This is a genomic window from Marinococcus sp. LNHM5E3-2.1, assembly GCF_056034365.1.
Genome location: NZ_JBQLIB010000003.1, coordinates 189779 through 214531 on the forward strand (window position 1 = coordinate 189779; position 24753 = coordinate 214531).

Here is a 24753-nt window from a genome sequence, read left to right on the forward strand (position 1 = left end):
GACCGTCTGCCTAGTTAATTATTCCTTACTTCCTTAAGAATTTTTCCATCCGTCTTTATGTTAGCATCTCAAGCGCCGATATAAACAATAGAATCAAACATAAAAGGATTGATACGTATGGATAAGGCATCAATCATCGGTATTATAATAGCATTCGCAGCTATCATGAGCGGTATCGCCATAAAAGGGATGGAGCTTATCTCTTTGCTGAACCCGGCCGCTCTATTAATTATTTTTGGAGGCACGATTGCCACTGTAGTAATTGCTTTCCCTGGTAACGAATTAAAAAACGTCCCGAAGCTTTTCGGTGTTTTATTTAAAAACCAAAATGAATGGAGCGTCGCGCAGCTTGTTCCCATGTTCTCCAGCTGGGCACAGACGGCAAGAAAGGAAGGCCTTCTGGCTCTTGAAGGCGACGTACAGGACATTCAGGATCCCTTTCTCCGCAATGGTATGACAATGGCGGTGGACGGACAAAATTCGGACTTTATCCGTGACATTATGAGCGAAGAGCTCGAAGCCATTGAATCCCGTCATCAAACAGGCGTTTCTATTTTTACCCAGGCAGGAACCTACGCCCCTACACTCGGTGTCCTGGGCGCTGTGGTCGGTCTCATTGCGGCGCTTGCCGACATGTCTGACATTGATAAACTCGGAGAAGCAATCAGTGCTGCCTTCGTAGCCACCCTTCTGGGTATTTTCACCGGCTACGTACTCTGGCATCCTTTTGCCAATAAACTCAAGCGCAAATCCAAGCACGAAATCCATGTCCGCAGTGTCATGATTGAAGGTGTATTATCGGTTCAGGAGGGCCAGCCCCCAAAAACGATTGAACAAAAGCTTCTAATGTACGTTCCGGCGAAGGATCGCGAAAAGATTATGGAGGCAGCCCAGGAAACCGAATGGAAAGAAGGTACCGAAAATGGCTAGGCGGCGGCAGCGGAAAAAAGAAGAGGAAGAGCACGTCAGTGAAGCGTGGCTACTCCCATACGCAGACCTCTTAACCCTGCTGCTTGCGCTGTTTATTGTGTTGTTTGCATCAAGTGAAGTGGATGCCCGGAAATTTGATCAGATCTCCGATTCCTTTAACTCGGTTTTCACTGGCGGAAGCGGCATTAATGAATCCGGAAGCTCTGTCGAAGAGCTGAATGCCGAAGATAATATCGATGAAAGCCCTCCAACAGCAATCGAAGAGGCTGAAGACCAAAACGAACTTGCCGAGCTTCAGGAAAGAGTGGAAGGCTTTATTGATGAACGGGGGCTTGAAGGCCAGTTTACGACCCGCCTCTCCGATGATGGCCTGCTCCTTTCCATCAAAGACAATATTTTATTCAATGTTGGTGAAGCTGAAATACGCGAAGAAGCTCTTGAAACGGCTGAGGATATGTCCGAGCTGCTTGTATTAAACCCCCCTCGCAACATTATTATCAGTGGCCATACGGATGACACCCCTATCGCGAATGCGGACTTCAGCACAAACTGGGAACTCAGTGTCATGCGGGCGGTCCATTTCATGGAAATTGTGCTCGAAAATCCTGACCTCGATCCAAGAGATTTCAGCGCCAAAGGGTTCGGCGAGTTTGAGCCGGTTGCTTCGAATGATACCGAAGAGGGCCGTGCCCAGAACAGACGCGTGGAGGTTTTGATTCTTCCGCGTAACCAAACCGAATCCTCCGAATGAGAAATATGAAATCAAAAACTGGCTGCCCTTCTACAGAGCAGCCAGTTTTCTATCTTTCCGTTTTTAATTGTTCTTTATTCTCTTCGTGGACATGCTTTAACGGTTCTTCAAATTTATGACGGTCAATAAATGCAAAAATGGCGCTCTCCACATATGGATCTTCCAACGATTTTTTCGTATTTTCAATATACCATTCTGAATCCCGGAGACGCTTCTCTATTTCTTCCGGCTTCGAAGCAACCAGGCCATGTCCCGGGACCACGGTATTGTATTTGCCGTCTTTCCATAGCTCATTCAGCTTCTTTAACGTAAACTGGTAGGACTCGCTGTTATATTCAATAATCGGGATCTCTACATTGCTTAAATAGTCCCCGGCGATACAAAGACCGAGCGGCTCTACGACCGCCGCCAGTCCATCCACGGTATGACCCGGCGCCAGGTAGAACGTAATTTTAGTTTCTCCTTCTGTAAGCACCTGCTCATCCGAGTCAACAATGATATCCGGTTTCGGATACATGGCTTCATAGCTGCGTTGAATATAGTATGCACTGTCAAACTCTTTCATTTCCTGCACAATTTCTTCTTTATCCGACCTGGCATTAAATCCACGGGAAGCAATGATGGTTGCTTCCGGGAAAGCACCGGCTCCGATAATGTGATCGAAATCCGAATGAGTCAGCAGCAGATATACCGGCTGGCCCTTTTTTCGTTCTTCGACAAAATTCCTTATTTCCTCAATTTCGGCTGGAAGCCATGTAGGATCTGTGATTAATATTAAATCATCTGTCACTACGACAGTCGTATTCGTCTGATAGAGCTCGCTTTGAAATACGCTCCATTGTTCACGGTCTAATCTTTTTGCCACACTGATCACCTTCTTATTAGTCTTCATTTACAGTTTCTTTCCCGAAAATGAAAGTTTTCATTCATAAATTAAAGTATTATTTTATTGAATAATTATATAAATTCATATAAAAGCAGAGTGGCCGCTTTTTGCTTTTTATAAGCAAATCGTTCGCATTCACCCTCCCTTTCTCTTATCGTAAACATACATCCTAATACAAAAGGAGGGAATTTTATTGCTGAAGCAATGGATAAAAAGCCTCTCTTTCTCAAAACGCTGCTACTACTGCAGATCAAAAACTTCTTACATGCGCCCGTACTTCACAAAACAGGATGAAAAAGTCTTTGTCTGCGAAAAATGCCTCGAATACGCTGAAAGAAGGGCTATGCAGCGAGCGGACTAGGAAAAAACGTACGTCATTTTCGTTTTATATATATCGTTTTACGCTTATCTCTTTTTTCGGTCCTGATCTATATTACAATAGAGAAAAAGAACGATTGGAATTGGAGGGGCCCCGATGAACGAACATGATAAGGAAATGCTCGAACTAATTGAAACTGGCGTGGTAACGTTAATGCGCCGGGCGGATTTTAAACGGACGCTTGACAGTCAGGCAAGCAGCCTGGACCGTTCCGCATATTTGATCCTTCAGGTACTGCACCAGCAGAGCCCCCGTTCTGCACGTGAGCTAGCTGATCACTTTCTCCTCGATATTTCGACGCTCAGTCGTCAGATTCACTCGCTGGAGAAAAAAGGTTTTGTCTCCCGCCGCCCGGATCATCACGACAAACGGGTCAACCAGATTTTTATTACGAACGAAGGGATTGAGGCAATCAATACGCTGAAGCAGGAACGGATTCATATGTATGACAGCCTGTTGGCTGACTGGGACAAGGAAGAGCGCGACCAATTTGCCCAGCTGCTCGAGCGATTTAATAACACCCTCGTACAAAAAAGGGGGCTTCCTTCTTCATAATGCATATGCCGGGCCCTGGACCAGGGCCTGATTTTTTATCAAAAACAAGAACGTTTGTTCGTTTAAAATATTTATTTTGAGGTATACCCTATAGAAAGAAACAATTGTTTCACCAAAGGAGGGCTGGGCCGTGGAGCGTGTTATTTTCCTTATCGACATGCAGTCGTTCTACGCCAACGTTGAAAAGCTGTATTATTCCAGCCTTCAGCATAAACCAACAGCTGTAGCCGGAGATCCGTCCATCCGGAGCGGGGTGATTCTGGCTGCCTGCCCTATTGCTAAACGCGAAGGAGTGAAAACAGCCGAAACACTTGGAGAAGCACAGCAAAAGTGCCCAGGGCTTGTTGTCATCCCTCCGCGCATGGAGCTTTATTTAAGAATTTCTGTACAAATTGCCACAGCGCTTGAAGCTTACACTGATAAAATAGAACCCTACAGCGTGGACGAGCTGTTTGCAGATATGACGCATACATACAAACATACGGCTTCCACGCCGGAGCAGGCGGCTCTGTTCATCAACAGGCATCTTCTTCGGGCGTTCGGCGTCTATCCCCGGACCGGCATTGGAGCAACCAAGGTTCTCGCCAAAATGGCCTGTGACCATTTTGCCAAAAAATCGGCCGATGGGATTTTTACTCTGAAGCAGGAACAGCTGGCTTCCACCCTTTGGCCTCTGCCTGTAAATCATCTGTTCGGAGTCGGGCGCCGGATGGAAAAGCACCTGCGGCAGATGGGGATTCGAAAAGCCGGCCACCTCGCTGCCTACCCTGTGGAAGAGCTGCGGCACCGCTTTGGGCTGAACGGAGAGCTTCTATGGCAGACAGCGCACGGCATTGACCCTTCCCCTGTCTCTCCCGGCACTCATACGCATCGAAAGGCTGTCGGCCACCATATGACCCTCCCCCGTGATTATTCGAGCTGGGATGATATCAGCGTCGTGCTTCGCGAATTGAGCGAAGAGGTCGGACGCCGGGCCCGGGCGGAGGGCTGCAGCGGCTGGACAGTCACCGTAGGAGCCGAAGGGCATGATAACGGAAATTCTGTTCATTTTCAGCGGCAGGCCTCCCAGGCCGAGCCGATTAATGACGGCAAAGCCATCTACGAAGCCGCCGCCTCCCTGTTTCGTAAACATTGGACACACTACCCGGTCCGGGGACTGAGCGTCAGCCTGCAGCAGCTTGAAAGCAATCAATTTATGCAGTTGGATTTGTTTTCCGAAAAAGAGCACCGGGAAGATTTAAACAAAACGATCGATGCCCTCAAAGACCGGTACGGACCGGCAGCTGTGCTCCAGGCCTCATCGCTTCTTCCCGGCGGCCAGGCCCTTGCCCGCGCAGAAAAAATCGGTGGTCACTACAAGTAGGTCCCGACTCCTTCAGGAACAGGAGTTGACGGCAAAGCCGAAAAACGGGATGCTGTAATAAATTGTACTTTCAAGGAGGAGAACTTATGAAGGAAACATCTGAACAGTTTTTATACGACCTGCTCCAAACTCCCTCTCCATCCGGCCACGAAATGGCTATTCAGCGTAAGTGGCTTCAGTACGTCTCTCCGTATGCGGATGAAGTTCACACAGACACGATAGGCAATGCCTGGGGCACCATCAATCCGGAAGCCCCGTTTCATGTGCTTTTAGCCGGTCACTGTGACGAAATCGGCTTTCTTGTAAAGTCTATCGACAGCAGCGGCTTCGTAAGGGTGGAAAAGCTCGGCGGCATCAGCCAGGCTCCTGCACTGGGAATGAAAGTGACCTTTCAGGGCAGGCAGGGACCTATCACCGGCGTTACGGGCGTCAATGCGGAACACAAGGGCGGCAGTAAAAAAGATTTCGCCTTTTCCGATTTGTACATAGATTTTGGAGCTAATAGCAAAGAAGAAATGGAAAAGTATCTTTCCATCGGCGATGCCGGCGTTTATGAGCGCACGCCCGAAAAGCTGTTAAACAACCGTTTCAGCGGACGGGGACTCGACAACCGGACAGGTGCCTTTATTACTGCAGAAGTTCTGCGCCGGCTGCAGAACAAACGCCCGGCGGTGGGCGTCTATGGCGTGAGCACGGTGAACGAAGAAACAAACATGGGCGGGGCTCATTTTGCCGGCGCCGGCCTCCGACCAGATTTAGCAATTGCCCTCGACGTTACATTTGCTTATGATTACCCCGGGTCCAATCCGAATCAGGAAACAGAAGTAACACTCGGCGGCGGACCCGTCCTTGCCAAAGGGGCTCCGATTCACCCGACAGCTAATGAAGGACTGGAGCAGGCAGCCAAAAAAGCCGGCCTCTCCGTGCAATACGAGCTCACTCCGCGGGTGACCGGTACTGACGCTGACCGGCTTCGTCTCGCTGGCAACGGTATTCCAAGCGTTAATGTATCTCTTCCACTACGGTACATGCACGCCCCTGTGGAGACAGCCAGCATGGACGATATCGAAAATGTTATCGAGCTGTTGGTGGAATACATTTGTTCCCTGCAGGAAAATGAAGACCTGAGGCCTATCCGTCCGTAATTTACTTTTATGTATCTTTGATTTCACGCTCTCTTCTTTTTCAGGAAGAGAGCTTTTATCATTTGTACTTTTTTGATTCAAGGCTGTTCATTTGAAGCTAAAACCGCTACGATACAGTTATGAATATTTGTATCTACATCACTTAAAGGAGCTGCAGCCAATGGAAGAACGCTTAGCAGAATTCGGACAAATCATCGATCAAATTATTTCCCGGGTGCCAGGCACCTTCAGCGAAAATATCGCTGTATTTGTTCTCGCTATTTTATTGTATCTTTTACTGCGTCCTATCTTTTTTTTATGGAAGCCGGCAGCGGCCCGGCTGTTAAAAATGCTGTGGTACGCAGCTCTCGGTTATGTTCTGCTGCAGGAAGCCGGATCCATTTTCTTCATTCTTGGCTTTGCAGCTGCTGTGGAGGCATACGACCAGTTTTTTCTCTTTTTTGAAGAACGAAAACGGCGGGCTTCCATCCCAAAGGCGGAAGCAAAAACACGGACGAACCGGAAAAGAAAAGGAAGCTCTTAGGATCAGCTGACATTTAAGGAGGTTTAACATAATGAATTTTGCCACCGTGGGAACAAACTGGATCACCGAAGCGTTCATTCAGGCCGGCAGTTCGCTTGAAGACTTTCAGCTGCAGGCGGTATATTCGCGGAATATGGAGCGTGCCCAAACGCTTGCGGATCAGTACGATGCGCCTTCGGCTTACGATGATTTAGAAGAGCTTTGCCGGGACACAAACGTTGAAGCGCTGTATATTGCAAGCCCTACGAGATATCACTTTTCCATAGCTATGGCTGGTATCCAGCACGGCAAGCACATCATCTGTGAAAAGCCGATGTGCTCTAATGCGGAAGAGGCAAAGCGGCTTCTTGCCGCTGCTTCAGAATACGGTGTCACTATTATGGAAGCGATCAAAAACATGTATTTCCCGGCCTGGGAGACTGTTTTGAACCACCTTGACGAAATCGGAAAACTCCGCCGGGCATCGATCTCCTATTGTCAGTATTCAAGCCGTTACGACGCCTACCGCGAAGGGACTGTGCTCAACGCTTTTAAGCCTGAGCTTTCCAACGGGGCCTCAATGGATATTGGCACCTACTGCCTCCACCCCGCCCTTGAACTCCTAGGCATGCCGCATACAGTACAGGCGCACGGCTATCTGCTTGAAACCGGAGCCGACGGTCAGGCTGCCGCTCTTTTAGGCTATCCCGAAGCCCAGGCTGTTGTCAGCTATTCAAAAATTTCTGCTTCCACCCAGCCGGTGGAGCTGCAGGGCGAAGACGGCACGATCACCATCGACCATATTAACCATATGCACCGGGTGACCCTCACAAAAAAAGATGAAACGACTATCCTCTGGGAAAACAATCAGGAGGACTCCATGGTTCACGAAATACAGGCCTTTATTCAGCTGTGCGCCGATGAAGATGTGCGGCACATTCCTATCGAACGCTCCATTCAAGTACTGCAGGTGCTTGATGAAATACGTGCACAGATCGGCGTCCGCTTTCCTGCAGATACTGAGGAGTAGCGGAAGGTGATGAATCTTTCCTTTTTTTCCTTAATAAATGAAGGGTTAAGTGCTGTATTTGCCGTAGACTTGACTCAGGAATATGTATTTTTCCTGTTCAGCTTTGCATTTTTTCTTCTCTTCCGGCCGCTGTGCTTTTTATGGATGCCTCCGCTTCAGCACCTGCTTCGATGCTCGTGGTACGTAATTATTGCTGTAGCCTTTTTTCAGGAATGGGCCGGAGCGCTTATTATTATTTTTTTCGCTCTTGCTGCAGAATGCTGGCATCTGCTGTTTGCGGCTATGGAAACAAAATCCGGGAAAAGTCCGTCTTAAAAACGGGCTTTTCTTTTTATATGCCCTATGTTAGAATCCTCTCTTGTGTGCAAAAAACAGACGTGTCCTATAATACATAAATCATTTAACAAGGGAGTAGATTTTATCATGAGTTCCACACAGGCGGTATCGTCTAAAAAACGGCTCGGCCTGGCTATTCTGCTGGGCTCACTGGCTGCATTTGGTGCTTTGACTATTGACATGTATTTACCCAGCTTCCCTTCTATAGCACAGGATCTTGATACAAGTGCGTCACTTGTGCAGCTTAGTTTAACAGCCTGCCTGCTCGGCCTCGCCTTTGGCCAATTAATCGTCGGTCCTATGAGCGACGTGAATGGAAGAAAAAAACCGCTATCCGTTTTCTTATTTATTTATATTGCCGCTTCTATTTTATGTATATTTGCCCCGACCATCTGGATTCTGATTGCCTGCCGTTTTCTGCAGGGATTTTCAGCTTCGGCCGGCATCGTTATTTCCCGGGCAATTGTCCGGGACATGTATTCCGGGAAAGAAATGACAAAATTCTTTTCCCTGTTGATGCTTGTAAACGGCCTTGCGCCAATACTTGCTCCAGTGCTTGGCGGAGCCATTCTTAACTTTACGACATGGAACGGCGTCTTTGCCGTACTAAGCGGGATAGGGATTATTATCTTTATTATTGTTTTATCCCTGCTTCCGGAAACCCTCCCGGAAACTAATCGTTCCGACAGCGATATAAAAGAAACCGTACGTACCTTTGGGAGCTTATTAAAGGACCGTTCGTTTATGGGCTTCGCCCTTGCCCAGGGATTGAAAATGGCCGGCATCTTTGCATATGTTTCCGGCACGCCGTTTGTTTATCAAGGCATTTACGGAGCTTCGCCGCAAACATTCGGCTTTTTATTCGCGCTTAACGGAATCGGCATTATTATCGGATCGCAGACTACCGGCCGGCTCGCCGGCATTGTACCGGAACGAAAAATACTCACCTTCGGACTCGGGCTGACCCTCATTTCAAGCTCCGTCCTATTAACAATGACTGTGATTCAGGCACCGCTTGCTGCTATCGTCATTCCAATGTTTTTCGTCGTTTCAAGCCTCGGGCTTGTAAATACAGCTTCGTTCTCTCTTGCGATGGAAGAACAGGGCCACCGGGCCGGCAGCGCTGCTGCATTAATCGGGCTGCTTCCATTTTTATTCGGAGCGGCTTCGGCCCCGCTGGTTGGCATCGCCGGAGAGCATACAGCGGTCCCAATGGGAATTGTGATTTTTGGAGCAGACGCTGCAGCAGTACTCAGCTACGTGTTACTAGCTCGCGCGTCGAAAACACCTTCTGCCGAAAAAGAAAAAACCTCGCAGAGCTCCTATTATAAAAATGCAAGACCAAAAACAAGCTCATAAATGGAAATGCCCGGAGTCCTGGAGCCTCCGGGCATTTCAAATTTTTGTATAAAACTCTATATCAACGAAAACCCTGCAGCCGTAAGCCTGGCTGCAGGGTTTATTCATTAATTCTCGATTTTTTTCCATTCCTTTGCCGATTCTGCTGCTTTTTTTACTTCTTCAAGCGTTTTTCCCATCCCTGCTTCGACCGCAGCGATGTACGCTCCTTCCACAAGCGGGGCATCAGCTATTGTAATACGGCCTTCGAGCTCCGGCAGCATTTCAAGAGCCATTTCCGCATTCATTAGTGCACTGCCAATGTCAAACAAAAGCAGCACGCCCTCTTCTGTCGTAACCGATTCCACAGCGCCGGTGATCCGGTCTACACTTGTGCCGATTTCTCCGTCTTCAGTTCCTCCGGCTGCAGCGATTGCAACATCCTCCTGCTTCGTCTGAGATACGAGATCCACGATGCCGTCGGCGAGCTCTTTACTGTGCGAAATAACAATGATGCTGACTTTAGCCATTAAGAGGCCCCCTCTTTATACACTTCTGCCAACGCTTCAAAAACGAGCTGCGATGAAAAGGCTCCAGGGTCCATATGGCCCTTCGAACGCTCGCCTAAATAGGAAGCCCTTCCTTTTTTAGCAATTCGGTCGATGGTAGCTTCTGCTTCGTTTGCAGCCGTTTTGGCAGCCTTCTCTGCGTCTGCGCCGTGCTCCTTCATTTCATCCCGCACAGGAATCCATACGTCGAGCATTGTCTTATCCCCGAGGGAAGCCTTGCCTCTCGTTTCGATACCGCCGACGGCGGCCTCGATGCCTTCGACCAACGCTGCGCTGTCAAGCACGTCTTTACCCTTCCATGCATTGGCGGCTTTAAGAAATGCCGTACCATATAATGGCCCCGACGCTCCTCCCACCTTCGAAATGAGTGTAGAAGCCACATCTTTATACAATGCGCCAATGTCCTCGTAGGAAGCGTCTTCCACTTTCTTGGCTACTTCCTGAAAGCCGCGGGCCATATTATGCCCGTGATCTCCGTCTCCGATGGCCTGATCCAGCTCGGAAAGCTTGTCCTTATGCTCCTGCATTTTTGCATTGATTCTTAGTGCCCATTGCTTCATTACTGCTGCGCTTAGTTCCATGAAAGCTTCACTCCCTGCCGGATAGTAACAGTTGTTTCCGTTCTTCATCCAGGTTTAAAATCGTTACCGAGCATCCTGTCATTTCAAGCGACGTCATATATTCTCCTACAAAGGTTTTCTTTACGTGAATACCACGGTCTTTCAACAGCTGAATAGCCTTTCTTGCCACAATATAAAGCTCCATTAAAGGCGTCGCTCCCTGGCCGTTGATCATTAACGCTACTTCGCTGCCATCATTTAGGTGCATATCATCGAGCACGTGCTGAACCAGTTCTTCCGTCACGGCGTCTGCCTGCATCAGTTCGCGCCGCTCTACGCCCTGCTCGCCGTGAATGCCGGTCCCGATTTCCATCTCGTTCTCATCGAGGGTGAAGCCGGGTTTGCCGGAAGCCGGAACGGTACACGGAGAAAGGGAGACTCCCATCGAACGCACATTGTCAGCCACGCCCTGGGCAATTGCTTCCACCTCGTCCAGGCTCTTTCCCTCAGCCGCTGCTGCCCCTGCAATCATATGCACAAGGGTCGTTCCTGCTACACCGCGGCGGTCCTCCGGATTGGCAATCGCTACGTCGTCCCGTATAACGACCTGTTTGACCGTAATATCTTCTGCTTCTGCGAGATCGGCCGCCATATCAAAGTTCATGACATCCCCGCTGTAGTTCTTGACGATCAAAAGAACTCCGGAGCCGCTGTCGACAGCTTTAATCGCTTCAAGCACCTGGTCAGGTGTCGGAGAGGTGAATACTTCCCCGCTCACTGCCGCATCGAGGAGCCCTTCCCCGACGTATCCGGCATGAGCAGGCTCGTGTCCGCTGCCCCCGCCGCTGATCAGCGCCACCTTGCCCTTGACTGGAGCGTCTGCCCGCACAATGACATTTGTGTTTTCAATCGCCCGGAGCTTATCAGGATGAGCGGCCACCAATCCTTCCACCATTTCAGAAACAATCTGATCCACACCATTAATGAGCTTCTTCATTTCTTTTCCTCCCTCAGTCTATAATCTTGCTTTTATATCTTGGATTTGAGCAATATGACGCTCTTCGTGGAGACCGATCATTTCCAGCCACTGATGAAGAGGCATGGGCCCAAAATTGGGATGCGAAATGGAACGTGCTGCTAATTCCTCACTGGTATGTTTTTCCTCCAGGTGACGGATATAGTCTCTTGTTTCCTTCAATTCCTCCAGCAGGCTCTGCTTGCCATATTCCATGTCCTCCGGCTGGAGCTCCTTCGGGGCTTCTGCCGGACGGCGCCGGTATTTCATCATTTGAATCGGCTTTTCTTCCGCCCTAGTGGTAGGTTCTGTTTCCAGGGCACTTTTCATACTTCTTCCTACAAAGGCTTCAAACAGCCGTAGGTGTTCGACCACCTGGGCCACGCTCCAGTCAGTGGCGTCTGTTTTTATGTTCCAATCTGCTTCCGGCACTGGTTCGATTTCTTCCAGAAGCTGGCTGCGTACATTTTCAATATATTCCATCTTAAAACCTCCATCTAACACAAGGATTCGATGTGTATGTTCAATAATCCTTCTTTCTTCCATGCATACTGTTTATTCCCCTTTTCAAGAAAAATAAATCCTGAACAAAGGTGCAGTTTCACACATAATTATCATCATTTTCGGGCAAAGAAAACAAAGGCAAAAAAGGAGAGAATGCTTATGAGTTTTAACTATGAAGAAGATTTTGACCGTATTAATTTTCGTGAAAAGCCAGAAAAGTACCGTGTAGGACGCGGGGAACAGGGCGTTTTAATGGTGGAACCGTACAAAAGCGAAATTCTGCCGTACTGGAGGTTTAAGACCCCGGACATTGCCGGGGAATCTTCCCGGCAGATTTACGAATTATTTCTGGAGTATAAAAAGCAAAAGGATTTCGTCGGAATGGATATGGCAAGAAAATTTCTGCAGATGGGCTACACGCGCTCACGCCGGTACGCCAATTATAAAGGTGGCAAAAAATACGACAAAGACGGTAACGTGAATGAACGTCAGATCAATGAAGAAAAAGCTGAATCCGCCCGGATTTTTGAAGAAAAATGGATCAAAGCCCGGGAGGACGAAACCTATTTATCATGGAAAAAAGACCATCAGCAAAAGTATGGATAAATAAAAAAGTTAAACTGCTTCTTTATTTCACCTTTGCGGCCACACCCGCGATCCGCTCAGCTGCTTCTTTTAATCGCTCTTCCTCTTCGAGCAGACCAATGCGGACGTACCCTTCTCCCATGCTGCCAAAGCCGTGGCCCGGAGCGACTACTACACCCGCTTCTTCGAGCAGCTCTTCGGTAAACGAAGCGGAGGTATAGCCTCCCGGCACTTCCATCCATACAAAAAAAGAACCCCCTGGTGTCTGAACCGCTACGCCGTGATCATGAAGCGCCTGAATAAATACATTTCTTCTGTTTTCATAAACAGCCAGTATATCTTCAGCCATCTTTGCCCCGTGATCAAACGCATACGCTGCTGTTTCCTGAACCGCGCCAAACAAACTTACATACAAATGATCCTGAATTTTATTGATCATCTCTATAACTGAAGCATTTCCCACTGCCACAGCTGCACGCCATCCGGCCATGTTAAACGTTTTTGAAAGGGTGTACATCTCCACACCGACTTCCTTGGCCCCGGCGGTCTGAAGAAAGCTGGGCGGTTTTTCGCTGTCGTAGCCAAGCGACCCATAGGCAAAATCGTGAACGACACAAATGTGGTGCTGTACAGCAGTCCGGACCGTTTCTTCAAAAAATTCTGCCGTAGCGGTACCGGCAGTCGGGTTGTTAGGATAATTTAAAAACATCATTTTTGCCCGGTTCAGCACATCTGCTTCAATCTGCCGAAAATCAGGGCGAAAACTATTTTCTTTTTTAAGCGGCATAAAAGCCGTTTCTGCATTGGCCAGAGCTGTTCCCGAAAGATAGTCAGGATAACCCGGGTCCGGCAGTAAAGCAGTATCCCCCGGGTTGAGGAGACACTGGCTGATCTCCACAAGCCCTGTTTTTGCACCGAATAAAACCGCCACTTCCGTTTTTGGATCCAATGTCACACCGTATTCCCGCTGATAAAAATCAGCCGCGGACTGCTTCAAAAAATCGTAGCCCCGAAATGGGGAATATTTATGATATTCCGGCTTTTCAGCAGCACTCCTCATTTTTTCCACAATAGGTGCCGGAGTCGGCTGATCAGGGTTTCCCTGTCCCAGATTGATTAAATCCCTGCCTTCTTCTTTCAGTGTCTGGACTTTTCTTGAAAGCGAAGCAAAAAATTGTTCCGGCAGTCGTTCGATTTGTTCAGACGGTTCAAATCGCATAAAATTTCCTCCTGTACGCAGAGTTTCCCTCGTATGTTTTACAATCGTAAAAACAAAGTACCCTCAGTTTAACGTTAAATAAATAAAAGCACATCCCTTCCATTTTTATAAAAAATATATGAACAACATTTTTTGCTTAGTTCCAAAGGTTTACATTGTAATTATAAAATGAATACCATATAATAGTGATGCAAATGATTATTATTATCAACTGGGAGGATTTACATATTGGTTAAAAAGTGGATTTCTTTATTTGCAGTAGGTTTCGCCTTTTTGTTTGTGCTTGCCGCCTGCGGCAACGGATCATCCGGAGATTCTGGAGAAAGTGAAGACAGCGGGGAAAATGCAGAAGCAGAAACAAGAACAGTCACGGACCCGACCGGCCGGGAAGTAGAGATTCCGGCAGATCCGCAAAACGTCGTAGCCCTGCAGAATGTGGCAGACATGCTGATACTTGATGAACAGCCGATAGGCACCTCTGAGTATTACCTCGATACGTACGGCGATCAGCTTGAAGGAGTGGAAAGCGTTGGCGGGGATACGCCAAACGTAGAGCAGATCAACGAGCTTGACCCGGACATGATTCTTTTGTCGGATTATCAGTCTGACTCTCTCGACCAGCTCGAACAAATTGCTCCGGTATATATGACTTCTTTTGATGATACACCGGAAGAACAGCTTCAGAATACTGCTGATGCATTAAATGAAGAAGACGCAAGCGAAGAATGGCTGACCCAATATGAACAACAGGCCGAAGAAGCCAAACAGACACTTGCAGACAATGACGTGCCGGAAGATGCAACTGCAGCTGTCGTCCAATTTATCGGTAAGGAAGTGTACGTGCACGACCAATCCGTCTTCGCCGGTTTGTATGAAGGCGCCGGGCTTGAACCAACAGAAGGTGTCGAAGAAAATACAGAAACCCAGGCCATTTCTCTTGAAACTGTGCCTGATTACGTAGAAGGGGCAGACTATCTGTTTGTCCTGACCGATCAGGGAGAGCCGACAGAACAGTCCCAGGAGCTGGTGGATGATCTGCTTGCTGATACACAAGCCGTTCAAAACGAACAATTTTATTACGTAAATAATACAAAATGGAGTGACTTCACACTGCTTGGCCGTGAGTACCAGCTCAACGATTCAGTAGAAAAAATTACCGGCGAATAAAACAGAGGCCCGTTCTTTTATAAGAACAGGGCCTTTTTTGTGACTTACTTGTTAATTTCTAAAGTACCTGCGTAAGCTGCTTCATACCTTTCTAAAATATCCTGATAAGAATACGGCTTCGGACTTCTTGCTAAAAGTCTTGTCTGCTTTTCTCCACTTTCAGCCAGCTTCACGAGATCACTTTCTTTAATCCCGAATTGCTCCAATGTAGAAGGAATTCCTACATCTTCAACAATACTTTTCAGCTCCCGCACACCCGCTATTGCGGCTTCCCTTTTTGATAATCCTTCAGTATTCGCCCCTATCCGCTCTGCTATTACTCCCATTTTTTCCATGCAGGAAGGCCAGATGTAATCAAAGATGTAGGGAAGAAGTACAGCATTCGATTCACCGTGAGGGATTTTAAATAACCCCCCTAACGGATAAGCTAAAGCATGTACACCAGCAACACCTGCGTTATAAAAGCTTAATCCTGCAGTCATACTCCCCCAGCTCATTTGTGCACGCGCCTCTTCATTACTGCCGTTCCATACAGCTGTACGAATGTTTTTCGCTATTCTTTCCATTGCGTCCAAAGCGAGAGCATCTGTCAGCGGAGTGCTGTTAACAGAAATATATGCTTCCACCGCATGAGTAAGAGCATCTACTCCTGTAGCAGCAGTAATCTTAGGCGGCACCGTCATCGTTAGATCCGGATCTACCACAGCAACGTCTGCCAGTAAAAATTCATGGGTGATAACGTCTTTAGTACCTTCGAGCGAAAATACGCTTATATCTGTTACTTCTGCCCCCGTACCGGCAGTTGTTGGTATTAAAAGCTTTGGCAGCCCTCGGCTTGTAAGAGTTTTATCTCCTGAAAGGTTTAAATAATTCTCAATGGACCCTTCGTTACCATGCAGTACAGAAACTGCCTTTGCGATATCAAGGGAGCTTCCTCCTCCGATTCCGATAACAAAATCTGCATCAAATGATTTTAATGCCTGCAGGGCATTCTTCCCAATTTCTACAGGTGGCTCCGGCTTTAGATCGGAATATATTTCATGTATCACCCCAGCCTCTTTTAACTGGTCTTCCAGAGGGGATGCGATGCCGGCATCCAGGACCCCCGGGTCGGCAAATACCATCACCCGCTCTGCCTGATAAGACTTCAGTAAAGCTGGTATTTCATTCACTGCTCCTTTACCTGAAACAATTCTGATTGGTGAAACAAACGATTTATACATTTTTCCCACTCCTTGTATTTGGTTTTTGTTTTATATCTAAACCACTTTCCTTCGGGGATTCGGTAGTAGCTATAGTTACAATAAACATCGTGAGCATACCGACGATGACTCCAATACCAGCAGCCCCAAACGGATTAGAGAAATTAAGTCCAATTGGCAGATACACAAACCAGTATACAACTGTTGCTGCTATTAAAGATGAAATAGCCGCTGTTTTATTTGCGCGGTCCCATATACCGCCAACGACGATAGGTCCCGCCGTAGCTGCCATGATTCCGCCGATACCGATCCACATGAAGACTGCGAGGAACTCCGGTGGAGACCAGGCGAAAAATATTGCTGCAATTATCACTAAAAATGTACTGTAGCGACTGATGATTAATTCATACCGTTCCGCTTTTGCTTTTGAAATATTAATTCTGGGTACAATCGTTTTACGATACAAGTCGTTAGCGAGTAGCTGGGTCAGTGATACTATCAGACCGTCCGAAGTCGACATTACAGCAGACAGCACAGCAATTGCCAGAAATGCTGCAATTACTGGCGGAAATATTTCACTAAAAAGGACCGGGATTATCTGGTCGGGACTAATACCTGCGTCTGCACCGACCACGGCCACTCCAAGCATTCCGCCCAACGCCATTAAAGGCAGGATTGTAGCAAAAATAGTACAATACATAATCAGCTTTCTAATATCTTTACTGCCTTTGACAGCCATAAACTTGTTACCAAGGTGTGGCTGCACGGAAAAAGGCAAGTGAGCTACAAATAGTAAAGCCACCAGCCAAAAGGCTCCGTACGTATTATCCCCGGGAAGAAACAATTGATTAAAGCCGCCCTGGGGATTTTCATTACTCACTGTGTTCAGCATATCAGTAAAGCCACCATTAACTCCTACGCTCGTCATAAAGCAAACAAATACTGTAATGGCTACTATCAGCATTAAAAGTCCCTGTACAGCATCGGTAATAATATCTGAGTGGGAGCCTCCCATAAATACATACACAGCAAGTACTGCTGCTGTGATAATTAAACCAACCCCGTAATCAACACCCATCATAGTTTGAAACATTGTCGCAGCAGCAACAAATTGAGAAACGACGTAAAAAATAAGCAGAATGGAAATAATCGTCAATGCAATGCGCAGAAAATCACTTTTGTATCTTTCGCCAATAAATTCCGGAATCGTTCTTGTACCGAATTCATCGCCATATTTCTTTATAACCTTAGCTACAAAAAGCATGCCAATGACAGTAGCTATAGGGTAAAGTAGCGGATACCAGAGACTCGGGGTCCCGATACTGTAAGCAAGTCCCGGCATCCCCATAAATGTGGAGCCGCTGGATATGCCCGCTGCAATTACTAACGCGATTACTAATGGACTATAGCTTGACCTTGCGGTAGCAAAATCCTCTGACGTTTTCGTTCTTTTCATTCCAACCCAGCCGAAATAAAGCATCATTAGTATAAATAAGGCCATAAAAATCCAGGAATAGGTTACAATTTGTGTATTCATAGAATCCCCCCCTATTCTTTTTCTTTTAGAATATTTGTTTTCCAAAGTGTCAGGGCCATTCCGACCCAGGTGCCAACTATACAAACGGCCATAATTATCAGGAAGTTCATTTTATTCTCTCCTTTCTTGATAAAATTGCTGAATAATAGGAAATTTTTCTAATTTATCGTACGATTCTGAACTTACCTCGTATAACATTACTTTCACTTTATCGCTGTTAAGTTTTTTTGCACTTTCAACCTGGTAAGGGGCATAAAAAGTATACGTCTTCTCCCGCTTTACCACAGGAACTTTCCAGGAACGGCGTTGATATAAAAAGTATTTTCTTAATGTCTCTTCTCCCTGCTCCTGAAATTTTTGCTTTTCGATTTCATATGGAATAATTTCTTCGTTCTGCACCTCGATGGTTTCACAGACCGGCAGGCCGTCTATAATTCCCTGCTGATTTGTTATCCCGTCTCCCGCGGTAACAATTTTTTCTGTTCGTTCGCCGAACAGGGTCTGAAACGTCACAATCCATTCGGCTGCGTATTTAGGATAATAACAAGTAAACAAATACTCTTTTTTCTTTCCTTTCATTGTCTGTATTTGCATACTACTCTCTCCTTAACGGTATTTTATACTTATCATTTTTAGTTCCGTCATTTCTTCGACAGCATATTTTACCCCTTCCCTTCCATAGCCGGAATCCTTCACTCCCCCGTAAGGCATATGGTCGAAACGGAGAGTGGGTACATCGTTAATGAGAACCTGCCCGGCTTCTATGCGATGCGCCATATCAACAGCCTGTTTCAGATCATTTGTAAACACCCCCGCATTCAAGCCGAACCGGCTGTTATTCATTTGCTCCAGAGCATCTTCAGAGTTTTTCACTTTGTTGATGATCACCACCGGCCCAAAGGCTTCTTTGCAGGATATAGAGGATGCAGAAGAAACATTGAATAAAATCGTTGGCTCTAAGCCATTACCAATTTTCTCTCCTCCTGTCAGAACCTCCGCTCCCTCTGCTTCCGCTTCTTTAATCCATTCATACAGACGCTGCTGTGATTTTTTATTAATCAGGCTTGAGACCTCCGTACTTTCTTCCAAAGGGTCTCCGAATTGAAGCAGAGCAGTTTTTGCTGAGCATTCCTGTATAAAATCATCAAAAATTTCTTCATGAACATAAATACGCTGAGTACTTAAACAAACCTGTCCATTATAAGCGAATGCTCCCTTTACTGATTTCTCAGCCACTTCACTGATTTCCCCGCGGCATGATTGATCCACATACATCGGCGAATTACTTCCTAATTCAAGAGTCATTTTTTTCAGGCCGGCTTCTGCTTTCAACAGCTTTCCTATTTCCGGGCTGCCGGTAAAAGATATTTTTTTAATCCGTTCATCCTTAAGCATTACCTCTCCTAATGTTTTTCCATCTCCAGGAACTACGGCTATTGCTCCTGCAGGAAGACCTGCTTCACTTAATATCTCTGCCAGCAGCAGGCTTGAAAATGGCGTCTGCTCCGCTGGTTTAACCACTATAGTGTTCCCTGCCGCTATTGCCGGTCCGACCTTGTGAGTAACAAGATTTAATGGAAAATTAAAAGGGGTAATTGCTCCTACCACTCCGATTGATTCATGAAGTGTATAGGCATCCCGTCCTTCGCCGCCTTCTGCAGCGTCTAATTGTAAGTATTCTCCGTTCATTCTTTTTGTTTCTTCACCCGAGAACTGCAGTGTCTGAATCGTCCGTTGGACTTCTGTGCGGGCAGCGGTGACCGGTTTACAGGCTTCCTGAGAGATAATCCTCGCAGCTTCTTCCTTTCTACCCTGCAGGATCGTTGCAGCACGGAATAAAATCCCAGCTTTTTCGTTTGATGTTAACGCTTTCATTTTTTTGTAAGCTTCATCTGCTTTTTCTATTGCTTCGCTCATCTCGGAGGGCATGCCGTCAGCTGCTTCTCCAATCAAATCTTCCGTATGGGGATTAAAAACTGGATAGTAATTTGCAGCCGCCTTATCCTGTGCTAATAAAAATAAACCTTTTTTCATCCTTCATCCTCCTAACAATATTTGTGAATACGTATTCTCGGAAGCGGAATTAAACCGCTCAGTTTATACTGAGCCTGGTTTAAGAGGTCCCGTCGTCTTTCTTTGATACAGAGCAGGCTCCAGGGTAACCTGGATTGGGGACATATTTTCTTTTCCGGCTTCAATGGAATTAATAAGGTGTTCAATTCCAAGCCTTCCTAAATTTTTATTGGACTGGGCACCGATAGTGGTTAATTCAAATCCGTGATGCCGGGCCATGCGTACATTATCCACCCCGCAAATACTAATATCTTCAGGGATCCGGTAGCCGAGCTCCATGAGTGTATCCATGGCAGTAATAGCTATAGCATCAGTAGCAGCAAATATTGCTGTTGGACGTTCTTTTCGCCCCATCATTTTAAAAATGGCATCTGCTATCGCTTCTTCACTGGTGTCAGTTTCGTTTAAAAATACTTTACCAGTCTTCATGGTTTGTTCTGCTATGCCCTCTGTAAACCCTAAATATCTGCCGTAAAAAGTGGATGTATACATCGGCCCTCCAATAAAGCCGATATATTCGTGCCCGAGCTGATACAAATGATCCGCAGCCATCTTTCCAGCCTGATAATTATTTAATTCAACAAAATTCCCACCTTCATTATGCTTACGGTTAAACATTACATAAGGTATTTGAGACGCCTGCAGTTCTTGAAGGATAGGGTCATTCATGAACACTGAAGACAAAATAATACCGTCCACCTGCATAGAGAGCACCGTTTCATATACAGCCATATTGTCTCCGTTATTTTCAAAAAAAACGTTTGTGTTGTACCCCTTCTCTTTCGCGTAGTTCACAATGGACGAAGTTGTTTCTACAAAGAAGGGATTGTGCAATGGCCCCGATATAAGCGCTATTGTTTTGGAACGCTTACTAACCAGAGATCTGGCTATAGCGTTCGGCCTGTAGTTTAACTTTCTCATTGCTTCTGTAACTTTTTCTACGTTTTCCTTGCTTACCTTGTTTGAATTATTCAGCACCCTGGACACTGTCGATTGGGATACTCCCGCTTCTCTGGCAACTTCTTTGGAAGAAATCATTTTTTAACTCCTGGTGAATACGTATTCATGAACAACTTGTTTTTTATTATGAAACCGCATACATAAAAAGTCAAGAATAATTTCCCTCATTTCTATAAAAAACACAGCCATGCTTCCAGGCTGTGCTCTCCGCTTATTATTCCATGCCCTGCTGCCTGAACTCCATCTCATACATCCGGTTAAAACGGGCTTCTGTGCGGGCAAACACCGAGCCTTCCGGATAGGTTCCATCCTCGCGGCGTACGGCCCCTGCCCGTTCACCGGTCAGGATTTCTATACCTTCAGAAATATGGCCGACTGCCCATACATGGAAGCTTCCTGCTTCCGCCGCTTCCACAACCTCCGGATCGAGCATCAAATTGCGGGCATTCTGCTTCGGAATAATTACCCCCTGCCTGCCGTTCAGCCCTTTTTCCCGGCAAATATGATAAAAACCCTCGATCTTTTCATTCACACCGCCGATTGGCTGAATCTCTCCCCACTGGTTGACCGACCCGGTGACTGCTATGCCCTGGTAAATAGGCACTTCTGCCAAAGAGGAAAGCAGTACGTACAACTCTGTGCTTGAAGCGCTGTCGCCGTCGATCAAACTATAGGTCTGCTCGAAAGTAATACTCGCTGATAAAGGAATAGGACGGTTTTTAGCAAACTGGCCGGAAAGAAACCCGGTCAAAATCATCATGCCCTTGTGATGAATCTGACCGCTGAGAGACGTTTCCCGCTCAATGTTCATCAACCCGCTTTTTCCGACGTACGTCTGAGCCGTAATTTTCGTTGGAATGCCAAACATGGAGTCTCTTGTGCCCATAACGGCCAGTCCGTTAATCTGCCCGACCCGGTAGCCTTCCGTTTGAATCATAATCGTTTCATCGTGAATTTTCTCCCGGTACTGTTCAGGGATGTGACTTGAACGCCTGTATTTTTCTTCGAGTGCCCGGAAAATGTGCTCCGATCTGACATAAGCGTTTCCCTCCTGCAGCGCGTAATGGCTGGATTCTACGAGCAGCTTTGTAATATCCTGAAACCTGGTGGTCATCTTCCCCTGTTCATCTATTAACCGGGAGCTGTAGTCAATCACTCTGGCTACAGCTTCACGGTGAAACGGGAGCAGGCCCTCTTCCTGAACGTAGTTTTTCACGAACTTGGCCATTTTCCAGCTGTTTTCATCGTTTTTAGCCATGACTGTGTCGAATTCTACTTTGACTTTAAACAGCTTATCAAACTCCTCATCAAGTCTCGACAACAGGTCATAAACATAATAGGAACCAATGATGATAACCTTTGTCCGGAAGGGAATAGGTTCCGGCTTAAGTGCACTAGTTGGCAGCAGTCCCCGCTCTTCATAGGAATTTTCGATATGCACGTGTCCGGTCTGAAGCATCCGTTTTAACCCTGGCCATGCGCCTGGGTGCTGCAGCAAATCTGCGGCCTGAAGAATCAAGTAGCCGCCGTTCGCCAGATGCACCGCTCCTGGTTTAATGAAAGTAAAATTTGTCACCAGGCTGCCAATCTGTCCCTGGTATTCCACCTTGCCAAACAGATTGTGATACGTCGGATTGGATTCGTAAATTACCGGGGCCCCGTTTAAATGTTTGTTGTTGACGAGCAGATTCACCACGTACCGCTGGTACTGTTTTTCCCTCATTCCTTCAAGCGCCCCTGCTGAACCCTCCTGCCCCTGGCCTTCGGCAAAAAAGTAAAAATGCTCTACAACGTCCCGTTCGTATGCGGTTAAATACGCCTCAACCTTTGGCAAATGCCCATACTGCCTGCGGAGCGGCTCAAATAATTTTTGTACCGCGGCTGAAGCTGTATTTGTCATAAATAACTGCACGTCTTTGCGGAAGGTTTCCTCCATTTTGGCGATACGCCGGAGAGCATCCTGCACTTTTTCTTCTACGATTTTTTCGTTCGCCCTCAGCTGTTCCTTTTCTGCTTCAAGCAGGTGCTGATACGTCTCCCGGTTCATTGGCTGACCTCGTTGAAGGGGAATTTTATTAATGCCATTCTGCATACGCTCGAGTTTAAAATGGTGCTGTACCGCAAACTGGTCGGTTTCTTTCCATAGCTCGTCCATCTCTGTGCGCAGCTGTTCAAACATCTCCCGCTTCTGTCTTTCATGACTGTCGCTTGAGAAGGCTGTCTTTAGTTCCCGCTCGATGTTTATCAAAAGCTGTTCGATCCCGCGCCGGAAGCGCTGGCCTTCGCCGGCCGGAAACGAAAGCATTTCCGGACGGTCCGGATTATCAAAATTGTGCACGTAGCACCAATCATCCGGCTGCTTCTGTTTGCGGGCCAGATTTTCCACACTGTGCTGGGTGTAAGTCATTCTCCCTGTCCCCGTCGGACCGACTACAAACAAATTATACCCCGCCTGGCTTACTGAAAGACCAAACTCCATGGCCCGCTCGGCCCGTTCCTGGCCAATCATTTCATATGGAAAGTCCCTCATGTCCTCTGTCGTTTCAAATGAAAAGATTTCAGCATTGAATTCCAGGCGGAGCTCTGCTGGAGAAAGTTTATGCAGAGCAAGCCTTTTTTCATAATCATGATGGTTCATAAAACGCCCCTCCCTTCACGGTTATCCCGTCTTCTGCTACATTTTTGGCGCTTTCGTTCAGATCAGAGCTACGTATCGATTAGTACTATCTATTCCCGTTCTCGTCACTCCTATGCTGTATTCTTTATATTTTCCTGAGAGAAGAACAGTCGGTTTACGAGGTGATGCTCACAATCGCATCTACAATGCTGTAGATACCAAGAAATATGCAGACTAAAACGATAACTCCGCCTGCCAAATTCATCTTCCAATGGTTCACATAATGGCCAAGCCGGTTTTTGTTATTCATAATAACTAAAAGCATAATGGAGACAAAGGGAAGAATAAGGCCATTCAATGCCTGAGCAAAAAGTAAAACATCGAGCGGCTCGAAGCCAAGTCCGGAGGAAATAATTCCAATGGCCATCACGGACAAAAAGACCAGTTTAAAGCGAATGTTCTTCATCCCGCGCTCCCACTTCAATACGCTGCTGACGGTAACCGCTGCTCCGAGCGGTGATGCAAGCGCGGAAGAAAAACCGGCGGCGAATAAGCCTATACTGATAAAAGCGGTAGCCCAGCTTCCGAGCAGCGGTTCAAGCTGTAAAGCAAGGTCTGCCACGGACTCCACTTCCAGTCCGCGGATTGTCGCACCGGATGTGATTAGAATCGCAGCTGTAATTAAACCACCCAAACCAATTGACAAAAACACGTCCAGACGCGCTTCCTTTAAATGTCGCGGCTCACTCCAGCGTTCCTTCACGTTCTCTGAATGAAGGAATAAATTATAAGGAACAACTGTGGTGCCGACAATGGCAATCACTGTAATAATGGCTCCCGTTGGAATAGAGGGAACAAAGGCTCCCTGAAACAGCTCTCCCGGATCAGGCTGGGCCGTGACCATTGTGGTCACAAACGTTACACTCATGACCGCAATCAATACTATCATGACCCGTTCAATCAACTTGTAGCTGCCACTCAGGCCGATCAACAAAATAACGATTCCTACGACCGGTCCGATCGTATTTTCAGAAACGCCTGTCAGGGTCGTTAACCCTAACGAAGTACCAAGTAAGTCACCAGCTATATAGGCAGCACAGCCGAATACAATGGCAATAATCATGAGCCACATAGATCCGTATTTCAGCAGCGGGTTTGTGAACTGGTCTCTTATTGCTGCTCCCAGACCTTTTCCTGTAATAATTCCCAGCCGCGAGCACATTTCCTGAAGTATGATGGTTGTGACAATCGAAAAAACTACTGCCCATAGCAGGGCAAAGCCAAAAGAAGCTCCAGCACCTGTAGCCGTCGTTACCGTTCCCGGGCCTATAAACGACGCTGCTACAATTACTCCCGGGCCAAGCACCCTTACTCTTTCTCTCAACGGCCTCTTTTCTGCTTTTTCCATTGTTCGACCCCCCTTTTTAAAATTGTAGCCATATGAATAATCGCAATATTCATTTTATTAAAAATATTACAGAGACTGAAAATGATCCTCTCTTTCCTCCCGCCGTTTTCACCTACATTAAC

Annotated in this window: 24 protein-coding genes; 11 read left to right on the forward strand and 13 right to left on the reverse strand. The window is 46.9% G+C overall.

What is annotated here, in order from left to right; genetic code table 11:
* Positions 1 to 117: 117 nt before the first annotated feature.
* Both motA and motB read left to right on the forward strand, forming a co-directional pair.
* The gene (motA, locus tag ACTRXH_RS06575) at positions 118 to 930 is read left to right on the forward strand and encodes a flagellar motor stator protein MotA (RefSeq protein WP_022794276.1); all 813 of its coding nucleotides are present in this window, start codon (positions 118 to 120) and stop codon (positions 928 to 930) included.
* The gene (gene motB, locus ACTRXH_RS06580; protein WP_474260885.1) at positions 923 to 1681 is read left to right on the forward strand and encodes a flagellar motor protein MotB; all 759 of its coding nucleotides are present in this window, start codon (positions 923 to 925) and stop codon (positions 1679 to 1681) included. The genes motA and motB overlap by 8 nt, the downstream gene beginning before the upstream one ends.
* Before the next feature lie 49 nt (positions 1682 to 1730).
* Here motB and ACTRXH_RS06585 read toward each other — a convergent pair whose 3' ends face one another.
* On the reverse strand, positions 1731 to 2546 hold the full coding sequence (locus tag ACTRXH_RS06585; RefSeq protein WP_474260884.1) for an MBL fold metallo-hydrolase: 816 nt from the start codon (positions 2544 to 2546) through the stop codon (positions 1731 to 1733).
* A 496-nt stretch (positions 2547 to 3042) separates the two neighbouring features.
* On the opposite strand from ACTRXH_RS06585, the gene ACTRXH_RS06590 reads away from it, so the two are divergent.
* The 7 genes from ACTRXH_RS06590 (at position 3043) to ACTRXH_RS06620 (ending at position 9236) form a co-directional block, all read left to right on the forward strand.
* On the forward strand, positions 3043 to 3501 hold the full coding sequence (locus tag ACTRXH_RS06590) for a MarR family winged helix-turn-helix transcriptional regulator (RefSeq protein ID WP_322526611.1): 459 nt from the start codon (positions 3043 to 3045) through the stop codon (positions 3499 to 3501).
* 130 nt (positions 3502 to 3631) lie between these two features.
* Positions 3632 to 4864 carry a DNA polymerase IV gene (locus tag ACTRXH_RS06595; protein WP_474281246.1) on the forward strand — a complete coding sequence of 411 codons (1233 nt, stop codon included), beginning with the start codon at positions 3632 to 3634 and terminating at the stop codon, positions 4862 to 4864.
* Between the two features lie 86 nt (positions 4865 to 4950).
* Complete coding sequence (locus ACTRXH_RS06600; protein WP_474281248.1) at positions 4951 to 6009, forward strand: M20/M25/M40 family metallo-hydrolase; 1059 nt, start codon at positions 4951 to 4953, stop codon at positions 6007 to 6009.
* A gap of 160 nt (positions 6010 to 6169) precedes the next feature.
* A complete protein-coding gene (locus ACTRXH_RS06605) occupies positions 6170 to 6532 on the forward strand; it encodes a hypothetical protein (RefSeq protein ID WP_474281250.1) in 363 nt (120 codons plus the stop codon).
* Between the two features lie 31 nt (positions 6533 to 6563).
* Positions 6564 to 7541, forward strand: a complete 978-nt coding sequence (locus tag ACTRXH_RS06610; protein WP_474281252.1) for a Gfo/Idh/MocA family protein — start codon at positions 6564 to 6566, stop codon at positions 7539 to 7541.
* 6 nt (positions 7542 to 7547) lie between these two features.
* Positions 7548 to 7856, forward strand: a complete 309-nt coding sequence (locus ACTRXH_RS06615; protein ID WP_474260879.1) for a hypothetical protein — start codon at positions 7548 to 7550, stop codon at positions 7854 to 7856.
* Positions 7857 to 7964: 108 nt separating this feature from the next.
* Positions 7965 to 9236: a multidrug effflux MFS transporter gene (locus tag ACTRXH_RS06620; protein ID WP_474260877.1), complete on the forward strand. Its 1272-nt coding sequence runs from the start codon at positions 7965 to 7967 to the stop codon at positions 9234 to 9236.
* A gap of 107 nt (positions 9237 to 9343) precedes the next feature.
* Here the strand turns inward: ACTRXH_RS06620 and dhaM are convergent, their stop codons facing one another.
* From dhaM to ACTRXH_RS06640, 4 genes are read right to left on the reverse strand one after another with little or no spacing between them, the layout of a single operon-like run.
* On the reverse strand, positions 9344 to 9745 hold the full coding sequence (gene dhaM / locus ACTRXH_RS06625) for a dihydroxyacetone kinase phosphoryl donor subunit DhaM (protein ID WP_474260876.1): 402 nt from the start codon (positions 9743 to 9745) through the stop codon (positions 9344 to 9346).
* Positions 9745 to 10365: a dihydroxyacetone kinase subunit DhaL gene (gene dhaL / locus ACTRXH_RS06630; RefSeq protein ID WP_474260874.1), complete on the reverse strand. Its 621-nt coding sequence runs from the start codon at positions 10363 to 10365 to the stop codon at positions 9745 to 9747. Before dhaL ends, dhaM begins: the two co-directional genes overlap by 1 nt.
* Before the next feature lie 7 nt (positions 10366 to 10372).
* Complete coding sequence (dhaK, locus tag ACTRXH_RS06635) at positions 10373 to 11341, reverse strand: dihydroxyacetone kinase subunit DhaK (protein WP_474281254.1); 969 nt, start codon at positions 11339 to 11341, stop codon at positions 10373 to 10375.
* 18 nt (positions 11342 to 11359) lie between these two features.
* Positions 11360 to 11842, reverse strand: a complete 483-nt coding sequence (locus ACTRXH_RS06640) for a DinB family protein (RefSeq protein ID WP_474260872.1) — start codon at positions 11840 to 11842, stop codon at positions 11360 to 11362.
* 180 nt (positions 11843 to 12022) lie between these two features.
* Here ACTRXH_RS06640 and ACTRXH_RS06645 point away from each other — a divergent pair, with 180 nt between their 5' ends.
* Positions 12023 to 12469, forward strand: a complete 447-nt coding sequence (locus tag ACTRXH_RS06645) for a DUF4385 domain-containing protein (RefSeq protein ID WP_474281256.1) — start codon at positions 12023 to 12025, stop codon at positions 12467 to 12469.
* Between the two features lie 22 nt (positions 12470 to 12491).
* On the opposite strand, the gene ACTRXH_RS06650 is transcribed toward ACTRXH_RS06645, so the two are convergent.
* Entirely contained in the window at positions 12492 to 13667 is a 1176-nt protein-coding gene (locus tag ACTRXH_RS06650; RefSeq protein ID WP_474281258.1) for an aminotransferase class I/II-fold pyridoxal phosphate-dependent enzyme, read from the reverse strand.
* A gap of 228 nt (positions 13668 to 13895) precedes the next feature.
* Here ACTRXH_RS06650 and ACTRXH_RS06655 point away from each other — a divergent pair, with 228 nt between their 5' ends.
* The gene (locus ACTRXH_RS06655) at positions 13896 to 14834 is read left to right on the forward strand and encodes an ABC transporter substrate-binding protein (RefSeq protein WP_474281260.1); all 939 of its coding nucleotides are present in this window, start codon (positions 13896 to 13898) and stop codon (positions 14832 to 14834) included.
* Positions 14835 to 14878: 44 nt separating this feature from the next.
* On the opposite strand, the gene ACTRXH_RS06660 is transcribed toward ACTRXH_RS06655, so the two are convergent.
* From ACTRXH_RS06660 to ACTRXH_RS06690, 7 genes are all read right to left on the reverse strand, one after another.
* Positions 14879 to 16057, reverse strand: coding sequence for an iron-containing alcohol dehydrogenase (locus ACTRXH_RS06660; RefSeq protein WP_474281262.1), 1179 nt, complete (start codon positions 16055 to 16057; stop codon positions 14879 to 14881).
* Positions 16050 to 17573 (reverse strand): sodium:solute symporter family protein, encoded by a 1524-nt coding sequence (locus ACTRXH_RS06665; RefSeq protein WP_474281264.1) that lies wholly within the window; start codon positions 17571 to 17573, stop codon positions 16050 to 16052. Before ACTRXH_RS06665 ends, ACTRXH_RS06660 begins: the two co-directional genes overlap by 8 nt.
* A 111-nt stretch (positions 17574 to 17684) precedes the next feature.
* Positions 17685 to 18167 carry a hypothetical protein gene (locus ACTRXH_RS06670; protein ID WP_474260864.1) on the reverse strand — a complete coding sequence of 161 codons (483 nt, stop codon included), beginning with the start codon at positions 18165 to 18167 and terminating at the stop codon, positions 17685 to 17687.
* A gap of 12 nt (positions 18168 to 18179) precedes the next feature.
* Positions 18180 to 19607: an aldehyde dehydrogenase family protein gene (locus ACTRXH_RS06675; protein WP_474260862.1), complete on the reverse strand. Its 1428-nt coding sequence runs from the start codon at positions 19605 to 19607 to the stop codon at positions 18180 to 18182.
* A 63-nt stretch (positions 19608 to 19670) separates the two neighbouring features.
* Positions 19671 to 20684: a LacI family DNA-binding transcriptional regulator gene (locus ACTRXH_RS06680; RefSeq protein WP_474260861.1), complete on the reverse strand. Its 1014-nt coding sequence runs from the start codon at positions 20682 to 20684 to the stop codon at positions 19671 to 19673.
* A 136-nt stretch (positions 20685 to 20820) separates the two neighbouring features.
* Positions 20821 to 23244, reverse strand: a complete 2424-nt coding sequence (locus ACTRXH_RS06685; RefSeq protein ID WP_474281266.1) for a Lon protease family protein — start codon at positions 23242 to 23244, stop codon at positions 20821 to 20823.
* A gap of 154 nt (positions 23245 to 23398) precedes the next feature.
* Positions 23399 to 24631 carry an Nramp family divalent metal transporter gene (locus tag ACTRXH_RS06690; RefSeq protein WP_474281268.1) on the reverse strand — a complete coding sequence of 411 codons (1233 nt, stop codon included), beginning with the start codon at positions 24629 to 24631 and terminating at the stop codon, positions 23399 to 23401.
* Positions 24632 to 24753: the final 122 nt, after the last annotated feature.

Coding starts and splice junctions, on each gene's coding strand:
- motA (WP_022794276.1), top strand. CDS start 118: ATGGATAAGGCATCAATCATCGGTATTATAATAGCATTCGCAGCTATC.
- motB (WP_474260885.1), top strand. CDS start 923: ATGGCTAGGCGGCGGCAGCGGAAAAAAGAAGAGGAAGAGCACGTCAGT.
- ACTRXH_RS06590 (WP_322526611.1), top strand. CDS start 3,043: ATGAACGAACATGATAAGGAAATGCTCGAACTAATTGAAACTGGCGTG.
- ACTRXH_RS06600 (WP_474281248.1), top strand. CDS start 4,951: ATGAAGGAAACATCTGAACAGTTTTTATACGACCTGCTCCAAACTCCC.
- ACTRXH_RS06605 (WP_474281250.1), top strand. CDS start 6,170: ATGGAAGAACGCTTAGCAGAATTCGGACAAATCATCGATCAAATTATT.
- ACTRXH_RS06610 (WP_474281252.1), top strand. CDS start 6,564: ATGAATTTTGCCACCGTGGGAACAAACTGGATCACCGAAGCGTTCATT.
- ACTRXH_RS06620 (WP_474260877.1), top strand. CDS start 7,965: ATGAGTTCCACACAGGCGGTATCGTCTAAAAAACGGCTCGGCCTGGCT.
- dhaM (WP_474260876.1), bottom strand. CDS start 9,745: ATGGCTAAAGTCAGCATCATTGTTATTTCGCACAGTAAAGAGCTCGCC.
- dhaL (WP_474260874.1), bottom strand. CDS start 10,365: ATGGAACTAAGCGCAGCAGTAATGAAGCAATGGGCACTAAGAATCAAT.
- dhaK (WP_474281254.1), bottom strand. CDS start 11,341: ATGAAGAAGCTCATTAATGGTGTGGATCAGATTGTTTCTGAAATGGTG.
- ACTRXH_RS06640 (WP_474260872.1), bottom strand. CDS start 11,842: ATGGAATATATTGAAAATGTACGCAGCCAGCTTCTGGAAGAAATCGAA.
- ACTRXH_RS06645 (WP_474281256.1), top strand. CDS start 12,023: ATGAGTTTTAACTATGAAGAAGATTTTGACCGTATTAATTTTCGTGAA.
- ACTRXH_RS06650 (WP_474281258.1), bottom strand. CDS start 13,667: ATGCGATTTGAACCGTCTGAACAAATCGAACGACTGCCGGAACAATTT.
- ACTRXH_RS06660 (WP_474281262.1), bottom strand. CDS start 16,057: ATGTATAAATCGTTTGTTTCACCAATCAGAATTGTTTCAGGTAAAGGA.
- ACTRXH_RS06665 (WP_474281264.1), bottom strand. CDS start 17,573: ATGAATACACAAATTGTAACCTATTCCTGGATTTTTATGGCCTTATTT.
- ACTRXH_RS06670 (WP_474260864.1), bottom strand. CDS start 18,167: ATGCAAATACAGACAATGAAAGGAAAGAAAAAAGAGTATTTGTTTACT.
- ACTRXH_RS06675 (WP_474260862.1), bottom strand. CDS start 19,607: ATGAAAAAAGGTTTATTTTTATTAGCACAGGATAAGGCGGCTGCAAAT.
- ACTRXH_RS06680 (WP_474260861.1), bottom strand. CDS start 20,684: ATGATTTCTTCCAAAGAAGTTGCCAGAGAAGCGGGAGTATCCCAATCG.
- ACTRXH_RS06685 (WP_474281266.1), bottom strand. CDS start 23,244: ATGAACCATCATGATTATGAAAAAAGGCTTGCTCTGCATAAACTTTCT.
- ACTRXH_RS06690 (WP_474281268.1), bottom strand. CDS start 24,631: ATGGAAAAAGCAGAAAAGAGGCCGTTGAGAGAAAGAGTAAGGGTGCTT.